Origin of the sequence: Pseudomonas helleri (genome assembly GCF_045830615.1) — a bacterium.
Taxonomy (GTDB): domain Bacteria; phylum Pseudomonadota; class Gammaproteobacteria; order Pseudomonadales; family Pseudomonadaceae; genus Aquipseudomonas; species Aquipseudomonas helleri.
In genome coordinates this window covers 3,373,955-3,387,637 of the sequence record NZ_CP174501.1, presented here as the reverse complement: position 1 = coordinate 3,387,637, position 13,683 = coordinate 3,373,955, and the positions used below count along the sequence as shown (strand labels likewise).

At 58.0% G+C, this 13,683-nt stretch carries 15 protein-coding genes; 7 read left to right on the top strand and 8 right to left on the bottom strand.

Annotated features, from left to right (window positions below; genetic code table 11):
• The first annotated feature begins 72 nt into the window (after positions 1-72).
• The 5 genes from ACJJU9_RS15025 to ACJJU9_RS15005 all read left to right on the top strand — a co-directional run bounded on the left by ACJJU9_RS15025 (position 73) and on the right by ACJJU9_RS15005 (position 4,119).
• A complete protein-coding gene (locus tag ACJJU9_RS15025) occupies positions 73-1,266 on the top strand; it encodes a retropepsin-like aspartic protease (protein ID WP_407728882.1) in 1,194 nt (397 codons plus the stop codon).
• Positions 1,263-2,222, top strand: a complete 960-nt coding sequence (locus tag ACJJU9_RS15020; RefSeq protein WP_407728881.1) for a tetratricopeptide repeat protein — start codon at positions 1,263-1,265, stop codon at positions 2,220-2,222. The genes ACJJU9_RS15025 and ACJJU9_RS15020 overlap by 4 nt, the downstream gene beginning before the upstream one ends.
• A 132-nt stretch (positions 2,223-2,354) precedes the next feature.
• Positions 2,355-2,804: a glycine zipper 2TM domain-containing protein gene (locus tag ACJJU9_RS15015; RefSeq protein WP_048369308.1), complete on the top strand. Its 450-nt coding sequence runs from the start codon at positions 2,355-2,357 to the stop codon at positions 2,802-2,804.
• Positions 2,805-2,847: 43 nt separating this feature from the next.
• Complete coding sequence (locus ACJJU9_RS15010) at positions 2,848-3,780, top strand: hypothetical protein (protein ID WP_407728880.1); 933 nt, start codon at positions 2,848-2,850, stop codon at positions 3,778-3,780.
• A 114-nt stretch (positions 3,781-3,894) separates the two neighbouring features.
• On the top strand, positions 3,895-4,119 hold the full coding sequence (locus ACJJU9_RS15005) for a hypothetical protein (RefSeq protein WP_407728879.1): 225 nt from the start codon (positions 3,895-3,897) through the stop codon (positions 4,117-4,119).
• Positions 4,120-4,162: 43 nt separating this feature from the next.
• Here the strand turns inward: ACJJU9_RS15005 and ACJJU9_RS15000 are convergent, their stop codons facing one another.
• Complete coding sequence (locus ACJJU9_RS15000; RefSeq protein ID WP_353231839.1) at positions 4,163-4,519, bottom strand: DUF488 family protein; 357 nt, start codon at positions 4,517-4,519, stop codon at positions 4,163-4,165.
• A gap of 231 nt (positions 4,520-4,750) precedes the next feature.
• A complete protein-coding gene (locus ACJJU9_RS14995) occupies positions 4,751-6,166 on the bottom strand; it encodes a cytosine permease (protein ID WP_047294695.1) in 1,416 nt (471 codons plus the stop codon).
• A 250-nt stretch (positions 6,167-6,416) separates the two neighbouring features.
• On the opposite strand from ACJJU9_RS14995, the gene ACJJU9_RS14990 reads away from it, so the two are divergent.
• Positions 6,417-7,328: a LysR family transcriptional regulator gene (locus ACJJU9_RS14990; protein WP_047294692.1), complete on the top strand. Its 912-nt coding sequence runs from the start codon at positions 6,417-6,419 to the stop codon at positions 7,326-7,328.
• A gap of 89 nt (positions 7,329-7,417) precedes the next feature.
• Here ACJJU9_RS14990 and argE read toward each other — a convergent pair whose 3' ends face one another.
• Genes argE through ACJJU9_RS14970 form a run of 4 tightly spaced genes read right to left on the bottom strand, consistent with a single transcriptional unit; the run spans position 7,418 to position 11,015 of the window.
• Entirely contained in the window at positions 7,418-8,563 is a 1,146-nt protein-coding gene (gene argE / locus ACJJU9_RS14985; RefSeq protein WP_407728878.1) for an acetylornithine deacetylase, read from the bottom strand.
• Positions 8,560-9,237 (bottom strand): DUF1028 domain-containing protein, encoded by a 678-nt coding sequence (locus tag ACJJU9_RS14980; protein ID WP_047293189.1) that lies wholly within the window; start codon positions 9,235-9,237, stop codon positions 8,560-8,562. The genes argE and ACJJU9_RS14980 overlap by 4 nt, the downstream gene beginning before the upstream one ends.
• A gap of 11 nt (positions 9,238-9,248) precedes the next feature.
• The gene (locus ACJJU9_RS14975; protein WP_047293191.1) at positions 9,249-9,659 is read right to left on the bottom strand and encodes a RidA family protein; all 411 of its coding nucleotides are present in this window, start codon (positions 9,657-9,659) and stop codon (positions 9,249-9,251) included.
• A 24-nt stretch (positions 9,660-9,683) separates the two neighbouring features.
• On the bottom strand, positions 9,684-11,015 hold the full coding sequence (locus ACJJU9_RS14970; RefSeq protein ID WP_407728877.1) for a flavin-containing monooxygenase: 1,332 nt from the start codon (positions 11,013-11,015) through the stop codon (positions 9,684-9,686).
• Positions 11,016-11,404: 389 nt separating this feature from the next.
• Between ACJJU9_RS14970 and ACJJU9_RS14965 the strand changes: the two genes are divergently transcribed.
• Complete coding sequence (locus ACJJU9_RS14965; RefSeq protein ID WP_048386895.1) at positions 11,405-11,869, top strand: DUF3574 domain-containing protein; 465 nt, start codon at positions 11,405-11,407, stop codon at positions 11,867-11,869.
• Here the strand turns inward: ACJJU9_RS14965 and ACJJU9_RS14960 are convergent.
• Positions 11,866-12,312: a DUF3574 domain-containing protein gene (locus tag ACJJU9_RS14960; RefSeq protein ID WP_407728876.1), complete on the bottom strand. Its 447-nt coding sequence runs from the start codon at positions 12,310-12,312 to the stop codon at positions 11,866-11,868. The genes ACJJU9_RS14965 and ACJJU9_RS14960 overlap by 4 nt on opposite strands.
• Positions 12,309-13,679, bottom strand: coding sequence for an APC family permease (locus tag ACJJU9_RS14955; RefSeq protein WP_407728875.1), 1,371 nt, complete (start codon positions 13,677-13,679; stop codon positions 12,309-12,311). Before ACJJU9_RS14955 ends, ACJJU9_RS14960 begins: the two co-directional genes overlap by 4 nt.
• Positions 13,680-13,683 lie beyond the last annotated feature (4 nt).

Below are 13,683 nucleotides of genomic sequence, written 5' to 3'. Positions count from 1 at the left end.
CGATATGCCTTGAAGCAATGGGCGGCCCAACATCAAACGACCAGGAGGGTGGTGATAAGGGTGATTCAGCGAGTGGTAGTGATCGTGTGCATAGTCTTGCAGGCACAGACGGCTTTGGCAGAGGGGTTGCAGGAGATTGCCGTCGCGTTGGCCTACCCGCGAAAAGAAGTCATCGCCAAGATAGCCGAACGCAAGGGTGGGGATGTTGTATCGGCATTGATACTGGAGAGGACGCTGATAAGAAACCGAGCTGACGGCGCCCAAGGGTCGCTCTGTGAGCAAGTAGAGGACAGTTTAAAGTCGGGTTGCCTGCTGTTGGTCAGCGCAAATGCGATCAGTGCCGGTAGATTCGATGATCTGCGCGGTATTTTCGCAACGCTTGATACTCGTGCAAAGAATCAGTTGTTTCAGCTCGTTCCTGTTGCTCTATTCGAAAAGTTGGCAGCCTTATCGCCTACGCGATTGATCAGCCAAGCTGAAACCAATATTGCCTTGAATCCGGAAAGCGAGGGCTTTTTGCAAGACAGCACAAAGCCTCTTGTCGATATCGAAATAAATGGCCAGAAGGTAAGCGGCGCACTTGATACCGGTGCCAGTGTCACCCTTATCAGCGAACAGGATGCGAGGCAACTTGAGTTAACGCCCCTGCACTATGACGCCGAGATAGGCACTTATTATCGGGCTGGCAAAGTAAAGGCGGCTTTTTATCAGATCAAGGAACTGAAGATCGGCAATACGCAAATGCGCGATGTTGTGGTGTTAGTTGGAGGGCAGATGACGCTTATTGGTCTGGATATGATCTCGCGATTCGACAGTTTGTATCTCTCGCCGGAGCGAATTGCCATCAACCTGACGGCTCATGAACTTGCAAGCCTGGAAAAAGAGTGTCGAGCAAGGGTCTTCCTGAACAGCGATTTCATGCGCTTTAACCAATTCTTGTACTTCATCGCCAAAGTGGATGGCAAAAGTACGATCGTGGCACTGGATTCCGGGTACTCGGGCGACTATCTGGCGACTGCGATCATGCCGCAAGGTGCTGTGCGGGACATCACATCCAGCGGTGTCGTCAATGACGCACGCGGAGCGGCTTACGAACAACCTTACAGTGCCGAAGTCGAGGTGGAGGCGGGTAATAAAACAATCCGGATGCCCGCGATCTTTTCGGGGACTCGCAAGCTACCTGCACCCTATGTGTTGGGCTGGAGGGGCTTCTCTCACTACCACTTGGTTTACAACGTTAAATCTGCAAGGGCGTGCTTGATATGAAACCACTTAAGACACTGCTCCCGTGCTTGTTAGCACTGGTTGTTCTGCAGACCTCTGCCAGTGCGTTAACGATTGAGTATGCTCGCGCCGAGTATTCGGCAGGGCGCTATGACAACGCGTTCTCCATGGTTCAGCAACTGGCTGCGAATCCCGATGAATTGGCGGCCAGGCACATGCTGGCGGGTCTTAAGCTGACGGGCAGAGGCACGCCCAAGGATGTTCCCGGCGCGCTGGACATCTGGAAAGCGCTGGCGGCCAAGGATTATGAGCGGGCCAACGCAACCTTGGGCGCCCTGTATCTGGCAGGTGGCGATATCGAGCAAAATCTCGACCTGGCCAAGACCTACCTGGAAGCAGCGGTCAGGCAGAAAAATCCGGAGGCTACCTACAACTTGGGTTTTATGTACCAGCATGAACTTGGAGTTAAGTTTTCTGAGCAGAAGTTTCTCGATCTCTACAATCTCGCAGCCGCAGCTGGCTATGCAAAAGCGTTATTACAGTTGGGCTTGCTCAATGAGCGCAACATCCTAGCCGATGCGTCGATGCAAAAGGCTTGCGATTTCTATGTGCGAGCAGGTGAGGCAGGATTGGCGCAAGGAGCCTTTCAGGCAGGTAAGTGTTTTGCAACGGGTAACGGAAAAGCCAAGGACCTCAAGGCGGCCTTTCGTTGGTATGAAATCGCGGCACTCGCCAACGACTCGATGGCACAGGCCAATCTGGGCTACATGTATGAAAAGGGTTATGGCGTTTCCGCCGATATGGCCAAGGCCTACAAGTGGTATCGGCTCAGTGCTGACAAGATTCCATCGGCGGCGCAACGGGCCGCAAACCTCACCGAAAGTGGAAAACTGGACCCGGACCTGACAACGGAACAGCAGAAAAAACAATGGCAGGATGAACTCGCCAAGAACATCGAGTTGGGCAGGCAACGTGACGGAATTCTCTTCAAACAATAGGCTGTCTGCCTCAATAACATCCGGCCAAAACACTCCCGATCCACCTTGCGCACATCTCCCCGAACCTGCGAAAACCATGTGCTACGCTCTTTCGGGTTTAAACCTACCTTTCTTTTCAACAGGGAGTGCGCCATGAGAAGCATCATATCCACGTTAACAATCACCCTCGCAGCGCTAGTGCTCAGCGCCTGTGTCACTGGTGGATCTAATAACGGCGGGGAGTTTGAAATCCGTACGGGCGTGCTTGAGCAAGTTGAACTCACGCAAGTCAAGTCAAACCATGACAGTGGTATTGGCGCCATTGTGGGCGGTATCGCAGGTGCCGGTCTGGGCAGTTTGATCGGTGCAGGCACCGGGCGGGACGTGGCAATGGTGGCGGGGGCGCTGGCGGGGGCCGTGGGGGGTAATTACGCCGAGAAGCAAAATTACGACAAACCCCGTGAAGCGCAACAACTCATTGTGCGCCTCAAAAGCGGTGTTCTGGTGTCAGTAACCCAGCCGGTAAACCCGGCTTTGGCGCCCGGCATGCACGTGTACATCGAAGGCTCCGGCAGCGGTGCGCGAGTTATTCCGCAGAACTGATGTGCGCTGTTCGGGCGCACGATATTAAAAGCTCAGGGGCTGTGTGCCCCTGAGCTTTTTGCCAAACCAGTCACTGCCACAAATCCTCATTTCCTTCCTGCAGCAGGTGCACCTGATAAATCGTGCGTGCGCGATTTTTTGGCGTGCTATACCTAGTTCAAATCCCAACTTAAAAATTAAAAACATGCTCTCAATATTCCATCCCATTGATATGTATTCGTGGTTGATTTTAGTGTCGATGCTGCTGGTTTTGTGCCTGGCAGCGTTTGCAGGCAAGGTGGTATGGGGCGGTAAAGCTGTTCGCAATGCTGATTTCGATGATGAGCTAAAAGTTGTATTAGGCTGCATCTTGTCGATGTTTGGTTTGTTGGTGGGTTTTATTCTTTCTTTTGCAATAAGCGGTTTGAACTCACGCATGGCCGCCGAAGAAAATGAAGCTGTCGCCATCGGTAATGCATTCCAGCGCACGACGTTGCTCACCGAGTCTCAGCAAGAGACCGCAGAGAAGTTGCTGGAGGAATACCTGGCCCTACGGATTGCATTTTATGCCACCGATGATGATGCCAAACGCGCGGATATCCGGATGGAATCCATCAAAAAACAAGCCTATATGTGGTTTCAAATCAGCAAGCTCGCTAAGCAAAATCCCAACCCGGTCATTGTGACCGTGCTAAATGCAAGCAGTGAGTTGTATGTGGCCCAACAAAAAACCATGTCCAGCTGGCGGCATCAGATACCGGTCGTTGCATGGGCACTGCTTGTGTTAAGTGCGGTTTGTTCCAACTTTTTGATTGGTTACAATGCGCGGGGCAAGTCCGGGAGCAATGTGTTGGTGTGCATCATGCCAATTTTTACAGCGCTGGCACTGTTCATGATTGCGGAGATCGATGTGCCGGGCAAAGGCTTGATACGCGTGGCCCCCGATAACTTGAACGCCTTGATCTTGACCCTCGAACAAGGAGGGCTGACGTTCTAGTGGGCTGAAGTTGCCTGAGCGTGTCAGCGAGTCGCCCCCTCGAATCGCTGACCGATTGGCAGCCAGACCCATTACCGGGTAACGTTACGCCTCCAGTCCTTAACGATTTACGCCATGTCCTCGCTCAAGTTGCATCGCCTCACCATCCTCGGTTTGATCTTTTTCATTCTCGGCCTGCTCGGTGTCTTTTTCGCCCTGTACAGCATCTATACCGGGCCAAAGCCTACAGAGCCTGCCCTCATGCGCAGTCTGGTACTGGCCGGGTGCATGCAGTTGACCGGCTGGGTACTGCTCAACCGCAATCGCTGGCGCATGATGTTCGGCAAATCGCGTAAGTAGGCCGCCCATACGCTGTATTCCTGTCACACCAGAAAAAAGCAACTCAACCCAGCACAAGGCGGCCCTCAAGCATCTCTTTGAGCACCACCGCCTCATTGTGTGATTGATCCTTGGCCGCATAAATCAGCGTGATGTCGCCTTGCTGCGCCTGTTGCTGGAGTTGCGGCAGCGCGGGGTTGTTCTTGAGTTCTTCGCAGTAGCGCTTTTTGAACTCGGGCCATTTTTCAGGTGCGTGCCCGAACCATTGGCGAAGTTCGGTGCTGGGCGCGACCTCCTTGAGCCACAGATCAATCCTGGCTTTCGCCTTGGCCACGCCCCGAGGCCAAAGCCGGTCGACCAGAATGCGCTGGCCATCCGTGTCACTCGGCTGTTCATAAGCCCGCTTCAACATAACGCTCATGGCGTCCTCCCTGTTCACGCGACAAGACACACAGCGTAGCAGGGCAGGGTGCACTTACGTGCGGTAGATCATGTCGCATGCACAGTCGCCACGCTCGCATGCAGGGTCTTCAAATGGCTACTGATGTCACCAAACCCTGTAGTCGCTGCCAAGGCACGAAGGCTGCGATGGGTGCTTTCGCATCCCATCGCAGCCTCATACATCGTCAGCGCTTAAAAGCCGGGCCTTTAATCAGACGCTGCCCACCAGTTTCGATTCATTCATTCGGCGCTTGTACGCACTGTCCCGGCTCGCCAGCCAGTAGTACAGCGGCGACGTCACCAGCAGCCCTACGACCCAGGACAAATCCGCTCCGTCGATGTGTGCCGAGATCGGGCCCACATACAACGGTGTGTTCATGAACGGGATCTGCACTGCAATGCCGATGGCGTAGGCCAGCAATGCCTGCGGGTTGTAGCGGCCATAAATGCCACCGTCGACGCGGAAGATTGAAGCGATGTCGTATTTGCCTTTGTGAATCGCGTAGAAGTCGATCAGGTTGATCGCCGTCCACGGCACCAGGACCACCAACAGCACCAGCACCATGTCGACGAAATGGCCGATAAAGTCTTTCGAGGCGAAGACCGCCGCAATCGCACATGCCGCCAGTACCACGGTAGAGATCAGCGCACGGCTTTTGGCCGTCGGAATCCAGCGATAAGCAAAGGTCTGAATCAAGGTGATAAGCGACAGCACGGCGCCGTACAGATTGAGGGCGTTGTGGCTGATCACGCTGAGCAGAAACAGCACCAGCATCAACGGGCCAATCGCGCCGGTGGCGAGTTTCACGGCGTCCATGGTGTCCATCCCGACCGGCGTAGCGAGCACGGCCACCGCACCAAAGATGAAGGACAGGCTGGAGCCCAGCACCGAGCCCATGTAAGTGGCCCAGAAGGTGGACGCCACCGGTACATCCGCCGGGAGGTAGCGCGAGTAGTCAGACACGTACGGGGCAAACGCGATCTGCCACAGGGCCGCCAGCGACACAGTGGCCAGCCAGCCGGAGATGTTGAACTCGCCGCGGGTCAGAAAGTCGGTGGTCTGGATGTGGGTGAAGATATAACCGAAACCCAGCACGATACCGGCGCCCAGCACCCAGGTGCCGATGCGGTTGAGCACGTGGATAAAGCGGTAGCCGATGATGCCGATGATCCCGGAGCCGATGGCGCCGATCACGATCCCGACCGGTACGGGCACCGAGTCGACCACGCCGTGCAGGGATTTACCGGCAAGCACGATGTTGGAAGCAAAGAAGCCGATGTACATGACGCCGGCGATCACCACCACCAGCAACGCGCCGAGAGAGCCGAACTGGGCGCGGCTCTGGATCATTTGCGGGATGCCCATTTGCGGGCCCTGGGCCGAGTGCAGCGCCATCAGCACGCCGCCGAGCAAGTGGCCGACCAGAATGGCGACGATGCCCCACACCAGATTCAGGTGGAACAGTTGCACACCCAGTGCGCCGGTCACAATCGGCAACGGCGCGATATTACCGCCGAACCACAGGGTGAAGAGGTCTCTTACCTTTCCATGGCGATCTTCCGGGGGCACGTAGCCAATCGTGTGCTTTTCGATGAGTGGTGCGGAGGATGTTGCAGTGGTGACCATGATGAACTCCAAGGCAGGAAGAGTACGTGGGCGTACTTCGCAGTGCGCTTTCAGGGCAGCGCTTTGTTGTTGGAGTGATCATCTGTAATGGTGGCAAGCAGGTAAATTAGTAAGTTTGTTGCTATAGACCTTAAAAAATATAGCTCATACCTTTTTTTGCTCCGGTATGTTGCATACACCGCCAACGCTGAAAAAAACGGCTTTTTTCTGCACTTGTTTGGGGCGAAACCCCACGTTTATCGAGGTTCCGATGGCTGCCTACAACCTGCGCCAACTCAAATATTTTATTACTACGGCCGAATGCGGGAGCGTCGCAGAGGCGTCACGCAAGCTTTATATCGCCCAGCCTTCGGTGTCTACCGCCATCAAGCAGTTGGAAGACAGCTTTGGCGTGCAGCTGTTTATTCGTCACCACGCTCAAGGCGTTTCGCTGACGCCCAGCGGCGCGCGTTTTTATCGCAAGGCGCAGGAATTGCTGCGCGTGGCCCATGAATTTGAGCAAAACGCCCTAGCGGACAATGACGTGGTGTCGGGCCAGATCGACATCGGCTGCTTCGAGACCGTCGCGCCGCTGTACTTACCGCGGCTGATTGCAGGGTTCAAAAAGCGTTGGCCGGGGGTGGAAATCCGCATCCGTGATGGCGAACAGCAAGAGCTGGTGCAGGCGCTGACAGCGGGCAGCATCGACATGGCCATGCTCTTCGAACACGACCTGGGCGGCAGTATCGAGACCACGCCATTGATGCCGCCGCAGCAGCCCTACGCGCTGTTACCGGCGGACCACCGCTTTGCGCAGCAGGCCAAAGTGTCGTTGGCCGACCTGGTGCTGGAGCCGATGATTTTGCTCGACGTGCTGCCGAGTCGGACCTACTTCGTGAGCATCTTCGAAGAGCGCGGACTGACCCCGAACATTGTCTTCAGCTCGCCGTCGATCGAGATGGTGCGGGGCATGGTCGGTCGGGGGTTCGGATTTTCGATTCTGGTCACCAAACCCTTCACCGAATACACCTACGACGGGCAGAAACTGGTGTGCATTCCCTTGGCCGAAACCGTCACCGGCTCCGGGCTTTCAGCCGTGTGGCTGCGTCGGGCGCCGCTGACCAAACCGGTGCAATTGTTTGTCGATTATTGCCGCGAAGAACTGGCCAGAGTCCTCAGCTAACCTCACGGCCCTGTAGGAGCGAGCTTGCCTCGCGATCTTTTGATCTTTAAAAAGATCGCGAGGCAAGCTCGCTCCTACAAGGACGAAACTTAAGCGCGGATAGAATCCAGCATCCGCAGCAGCATCGCATCACACCCGGCCAGTTGCGCCACGCTCACAAACTCATCCGGCTTATGCCCTTGGTCCATGCTGCCCGGGCCGCAGACCACCGTGGGGATGCCCACGGCATCGAACAACCCGCCTTCAGTGCCAAACGCTACCGTGCCGAATTCCCGAGACCCGGAAAACGCCGCAATCAACTCAGCCGCCTGGCTGCGCTCATCGGTGACCAGCCCCGGATACGCTGACAGCTCGGTAAAACGGATCGCACTCTGCGGGCTCACCGCCTTCATGCGTGGCAGGACCTGTTGCATCGCATAGGTTTGCAATGCCTCGGCCACTTCACCTGGGTCCTGTGACGGCAAGGCGCGAATCTCAAAATCAAAGCGGCAATCGGCGGGCACGATATTCAGCGCCTTGCCCCCGGCAATCACCCCGGTCTGCACGGTGCTGAAGGGCGGGTCAAAGCGCGGGTCCTGGCGTTCGCGCAACTGGCGACCGAGGCGGCCCAGCTCGCCAATCAACTCGGCGGCATGCTCGATGGCATTCACGCCATAGGGAGCATAGGCCGAATGGCAGGCTTCGCCGTGCACATCACAGCGCATTGCCAACTTGCCTTTATGCCCGAGCACCGGCTTGAGTTCCGTCGGCTCGCCAATAATGCACAGCATCGGCTTGACCGGGCGCTGCTCCAGCACGCTGAGCAACGAGCGAACGCCCAGGCAGCCGACTTCTTCGTCATACGACAGGGCAATGTGCACAGGTATGCGCAACGGCGTCTGCACCAGCGTCGGCACCAGTGCCAACACGCAGGCGATATAGCCCTTCATGTCTGCCGTGCCCCGGCCAAACAGCTTGCCATCGTGTTCGGTCAGCTCGAACGGCGGCGTTGTCCAGGGCTGGCCATCAACCGGTACCACGTCGGTATGCCCCGACAGCACAATGCCGGGGACCTCGCTCGGGCCAATGCTGGCAAACAGATTGGCCTTGCTGCGTTCGTCGTTGTAAACCAGCTCGCAGCTCACGCCAAAACCTGCCAGGTAATCGCGTACAAACTCGATCAAATGCAGGTTGGACTCGCGGCTGGTGGTGTCAAACCCCACCAGCGTGTGCAGCAGTTCGCGGCTGCGGCTCATCGATCATCTCCCGCCACGCCGTAACCTGGGGAACGGTCAGGCGCGAGGGCGCGGTCGATGTAATCCTGGACCTGCGGGCGATAGGCGTCCCAGAGTTTTTGCAGCTCACCGATGGGGTTTTCATCGGCCCAATCCACCCGCAGATTGATGATCGGCCAGGTCAATTCGCCCACCACCACCAACGCGGCTGAATGCACCGGGCCCGCTTCACCACCGGCGGCAATGGCGGCGTGCATTGCGGCCAGCAGGCGGTCGGCCAACTGACCTTCGCCTTGCTCAAACGCCTGAACCATTGCGGCAATCACTGTGCGGTCAGCGAGCATATTGCCCGCCGCCACACACTGTTCGCCCGACAGCGCATTGTGCGTGCCCAGGGTTTCGCTGCCGCTGAAGTGCACGGTGCGGCCCTGATGATCAATCGCCGTCAGTTGCCGGTACTGGCTGTAGCCATTGCGGGTCAGCGCCGTGTCGATGGCCGCGCCGGGCGCGAGGCCTTGTTCCAGCAGGTCGAGCACATCCGGGCCCAATGCCGGCAGCGTGATGTTCTGGGTCGACACCGCCCCCACACCGGGACGTAGCCACGGGCAACGAGCGCCCACGGCAATGCTCGATGAGCTGATGGCGATGCCCAACTGGCCGGTTTCTGCGCAACGGGCGACGATTGAAAAGGTCATGGCGAGCCTCCTTACTCCGGGATTACTGCGATCACGTCAATTTCCATCAGCCACTGCGGCTGACCCAGCGCCGACACCACCAGCCCGGTGGAAATCGGGAACACGCCCTTGAGCCATTTGCCGACTTCCTGGTACACCGGCTCGCGGTAGCGCGGATCGATCAGGTAAGTGGTGGTTTTAACGATGTGGCTCAGGTCGCTGCCGGCTTCTTCCAGCAGTTGCTTGACGTTGCGCATGGCTTGCTCGGCCTGGGCGCGGGGGTCGCCGAGGCCGATCAGGTTGCCCTCGAAATCAGTGCCCACCTGGCCACGGACATACACCGTGTTACCGGCACGCACGGCCTGGCACAGGTCGTTGTCCAGGCTCTGGTTCGGGTAGGTTTCTTTGGTGTTGAACATGCGGATGCGAGTGTGAGTAGGCATCAAAAAAACTCCAGAAATAGTTAATCAGGCGCTGACAGGCGATTGCCGAACAACCGGTGCAGCGTCGCGGTATTCAAGGTATTGGCGCTGGATGCTGATGTGGTCGGCCACGTATTTGGCGTCGTGCCACACGCCCCAGATAAACGACGAGCCACGGCGTGACTGCCATGGCAATCCGAGGAAGTAGATCCCCGATTCACTCGACACACCGCGCTGGTGCTGCGGCTTGCCAGCGGCGTCAAAGGCATCGACTTGCAGCCAGCTGTAGTCCACGGCAAAGCCGGTGGCCCAGATAATCGAGGTGATCCCGGCGGCGGCCAGGTCCAGCTGCAGAATCGGGTTTTTCACGCAGTCGGCGTCCGGGAACACCCGGCGAGCTTGCGGCTCCAGCGGCAAATCGAGGCCATTGCGCTCAATGTAGGCGTCTGCCGCATCCAGCAGTGCCAGGTAGTTTTCATCGCCGCGCTTGAGGTTTTCCAGCAGGTTGGGCTGGAAGCTGGCGACGCCGTTGTTGAACGCCTGGGTCAGCCCCACCAGGATCATGCCTTGCTGGGCCAGCTCACGAAAATCGATGGTTTTGCCACCGTGGGCACCGCTGACGGCAATCGTTACGTGCTCGCGCCCCGGCTTCATCGCCGCCTGATCCCATTCACCCAGCACCCCCAGCCACCAGCAGAAATCACGGTTGCGGTAGGCGCGGGGAGGGCGATCGTGAGCACCCACCGACAAATACACCTGGCGCCCGGAGCGTTGCAGTTCATCAGCAATCTGCACCCCGGACGAACCGGCGCCCACCACCAGCACAGCGCCCGCAGGCAGTTGCGCCGGGTTGCGGTAATCCGCTGAATGGATTTGATGCAGTGCGCTGCCTTGCGGAGCAATGGCCGGGATCACCGGCTTCTGGAACGGGCCGGTGGCTGCAACCACACGCTTGGCGTCGATCACGCCTTCGCTGGTGTGCACGGTAAAGCCCGGGCGGCCGACATTGCGCACCACCGAGAGCACATCGACACCGGTGCGGATCGGCGCATTGAACGTGCGTGCATAGGCTTCAAAGTAATCGGCGACGCGTTCTTTGGGGGCGAAGCCATCGGCGGCCACGTCATCGAATTCCAGGCCGGGGAAGCGGTCATGCCAGGCCGGTCCGTTGGCGACCAGCGAATCCCAGCGACCGGTGCGCCAGCGTTCAGCGATACGACTGCGCTCCAGCACCAGATGAGGCACACCTTGCTTGCTCAGGTGCTCACTCATGGCCACACCCGCCTGGCCAGCCCCCACTACCAAGGTGTCTATTGTTTTTGTCGCTAGCGTCATGTCTCTGTCCTTGCGTAATGCAGTTGGATTCAGTTCGTGCATGACTTCAAGGCTAGGGGGAGGGCTGTTTTAAATAAAATATTATTAAGCTGGGATGTGAGCATAAATATCAGATACAGAGGCCTGATCCAGCCCGCAGGAGCCACTGTGTAGCTGCACCATAGCCTCAGATTGCTAAAAACCTTCAGCATCCCCCAATCGGTTCCCTCTCCTTCGGGAGAGGGCCAGGGTGAGGGGCTTTTGATCTGATGGTGTCTTGAAATGTCAGGGTCAAAAGATCGCGAGGCAAGCTCGCTCCTACACAAGCAGGGGGCGATTTCTTATGCCTTTAAGCTATTTAAAAAGCTGTTTTTAGTCTTGGATGAGCCGTCAAAACGCCCTCTATAGTGTCGGCCTTTCCACCCCCACTCACAAAGATTGCAGGTCGCTTCATGCCGTCACGTTTTCTGTTCGCTGCACTGTTTCTGGCGCTTGCCGGTTGTGCCAGTGCACCGCCCGCTGCTGTACACACCAAAGACCCGGCCAGTTCATCACTGCACGGCGACCCGACGCGACCCGCCCAGGCGCAATGGCTGCGCACGGAGCTGTATTTCTCATTGGGGTCGCTGGGCGGCAGCGGCGCTGATGTCATCAGCCCGCAGCGCTGGACAGAGTTTTTGGACAAGGAGGTCACGCCACGCTTTCCGGACGGCTTCAGCGTGCTCGAAGCCTACGGCCAATGGCGCGACCACGGCGCCCCCGAGCCGGAGCGGCTGAGCACCAAGGTGATCGTCATCCTGCACGAAGGCAACGCGCAGCATGAGCAGGACATCGAAGCCATTCGCCTGGCCTGGAAGCGCATCACCGGCGATCTGTCTGTGCTGCGCCTGTCACAACCGGCGCAGGTGTCGTTCTAGTGTGAAAGTTGCCGATTGTCGTCCAGACGTTCGGCTGTCCAGTCCGGGTCGCTTGCCCGGACCGGATTGACCACTTGCAGCACGGCATAGCCGAAGCGTTCCTGGAACATCTGGCCGATGGTGGCCAGCGCTTCGCGGTTGGCGCTGTTGTCGGCATGGATCAGGATCATGATGCGCGACGCCAGCTTTTCCGGCTTGCCGGACGGCCCGCGCCATTGCCCGTTGACCTTGTACCAGCTCAGGCCATCCGGGAAGCGTGGCGTTACCTCGGCAGACAAAAACTCATCCCACGCCTGCGGGTCCACCGCAGCAAAGTACAGCTCACTGCGCACCATGGCGCGGCCATCAAGGTCGCCCGCCAGCGTTTTTTTGTCTCGCGTGACGCCCACGGCGACCACGGCGGCAACCACCAGCAGCAGCGCAAACACGCCCCACTTCTTCATAACAGCTCCTCAGTCGATGACGGCTTGATGCTGGTGTTGCCCATCAACGCCAGCAAAATCGCGCCCAGTACCAGTACGGCAATCCCCAGCAGTGCGCCGTAACCGACGAACACCACGCTGGAATACAGCATGTACAGGCATAGCGAGAAAAACAGCAGCGGCAGCACCGGGTATAAAGGCACTTTGACCGGTCTTGGCGCATCGGGATACTTGTGCCGCAAGATCAACAGGGCCAGGGTGCTCAGGCTCAGAAACAGCCAGTACACCGGGGTCAGGTATTCCACCATGGTGTTAAAACCGCTTTGCGAAAAGCTGCCAAATAGCACCAACAACAGCGACACGGCGCCAATCGCCAGCAACGCCCGACGTGGCACGCCATGGCGTTTGTCCCACACGGCGAGGCCGCTCAATTGCGGCACTTGCCGCGCCGCTGCGAACGTTGTGCGGGCACCCACCAGCAGGGTTGAGTTGATACTGGCAATCGCTGAAATACCCACCACCAGCAGAATCAGGCCGACACCGGGTGCACCAAATGCCCTATTCAGCAGCTCGACCCCCGGCGCCTCGCTGGCCGCCAGCCCCTCGTAGCCCAGGCCCTGAATAAAGGCCCAGTTCAAGGCCAGATAAATAGCCAGCAGCAGGCTCAGCGCGCCGAGCATGGCGATGAACATGCCACGCCGCCCATCACGCACCTCAGCCGACAACGTGGCCGCATCGCTCCAGCCACCAAAGGCCAGAAAAACAAAAATCATTGCCGCAGAAAAACCGGCAAAACCGGTTTGCTCAGGCACCGCCAGCACTTGCGGCACCTCGGGTACAAAATCTTGCCAGGCCAGCCAGCCACCTGCTGCCGCAATGCTCAGAAACCCCAGGGCGAGCAACACCACCAAGGCTGTCTGGGTCAGAAAGCCGATCTCACGGCCGAGCAGATTCAACAGCACCAGGGCGATGATCACCCCGGCGGCAAACAGCCCGGAACCATAAGGCCCGAGCGGCAGAACCGCGTTGACGTAATCGGCAAACATAAAGGCTGAAAGCGCGATCCAGCCGGTGTGCATGACCGAAAAACGCGACCAGGCAAACAGCATCCCCACACGCTCGCCATAGGCCAGACGCAAAAAATGGTAGTCGCCGCCGGGGTGCGGAAACGCCGTGGCCATCTCTGCAAAGCACAAGGCGCCCGCCATCGACAGCAGCCCGCCGAGTATCCACACCCAATAAAAATGGTCGCTGCCCACATTGAGCGCGACCGTAGGGGCGGTTTTCAAAATATCGGTGGTAATCACCATGCCGAGGGTGACCAGCAATGCCTGGAAAACCGGCAAATGGCGCTGAATACCGGCAATGGCAGATACGTCTTCGCTCATAAAA

What these genes read in the sequence shown, in the direction of transcription:
- ACJJU9_RS15005 (WP_407728879.1), top strand. Translation starts at nt 3,895, where the DNA reads ATGTCCTCGCTCAAGTTGCATCGCCTCACCATCCTCGGTTTGATCTTT.
- ACJJU9_RS14960 (WP_407728876.1), bottom strand. Translation starts at nt 12,312, where the DNA reads ATGAAGAAGTGGGGCGTGTTTGCGCTGCTGCTGGTGGTTGCCGCCGTG.
- ACJJU9_RS15000 (WP_353231839.1), bottom strand. Translation starts at nt 4,519, where the DNA reads ATGAGCGTTATGTTGAAGCGGGCTTATGAACAGCCGAGTGACACGGAT.
- ACJJU9_RS15015 (WP_048369308.1), top strand. Translation starts at nt 2,355, where the DNA reads ATGAGAAGCATCATATCCACGTTAACAATCACCCTCGCAGCGCTAGTG.
- argE (WP_407728878.1), bottom strand. Translation starts at nt 8,563, where the DNA reads ATGAGCCGCAGCCGCGAACTGCTGCACACGCTGGTGGGGTTTGACACC.
- ACJJU9_RS14980 (WP_047293189.1), bottom strand. Translation starts at nt 9,237, where the DNA reads ATGACCTTTTCAATCGTCGCCCGTTGCGCAGAAACCGGCCAGTTGGGC.
- ACJJU9_RS14995 (WP_047294695.1), bottom strand. Translation starts at nt 6,166, where the DNA reads ATGGTCACCACTGCAACATCCTCCGCACCACTCATCGAAAAGCACACG.
- ACJJU9_RS15020 (WP_407728881.1), top strand. Translation starts at nt 1,263, where the DNA reads ATGAAACCACTTAAGACACTGCTCCCGTGCTTGTTAGCACTGGTTGTT.
- ACJJU9_RS14975 (WP_047293191.1), bottom strand. Translation starts at nt 9,659, where the DNA reads ATGCCTACTCACACTCGCATCCGCATGTTCAACACCAAAGAAACCTAC.
- ACJJU9_RS14990 (WP_047294692.1), top strand. Translation starts at nt 6,417, where the DNA reads ATGGCTGCCTACAACCTGCGCCAACTCAAATATTTTATTACTACGGCC.
- ACJJU9_RS14955 (WP_407728875.1), bottom strand. Translation starts at nt 13,679, where the DNA reads ATGAGCGAAGACGTATCTGCCATTGCCGGTATTCAGCGCCATTTGCCG.
- ACJJU9_RS14965 (WP_048386895.1), top strand. Translation starts at nt 11,405, where the DNA reads ATGCCGTCACGTTTTCTGTTCGCTGCACTGTTTCTGGCGCTTGCCGGT.
- ACJJU9_RS14970 (WP_407728877.1), bottom strand. Translation starts at nt 11,015, where the DNA reads ATGCACGAACTGAATCCAACTGCATTACGCAAGGACAGAGACATGACG.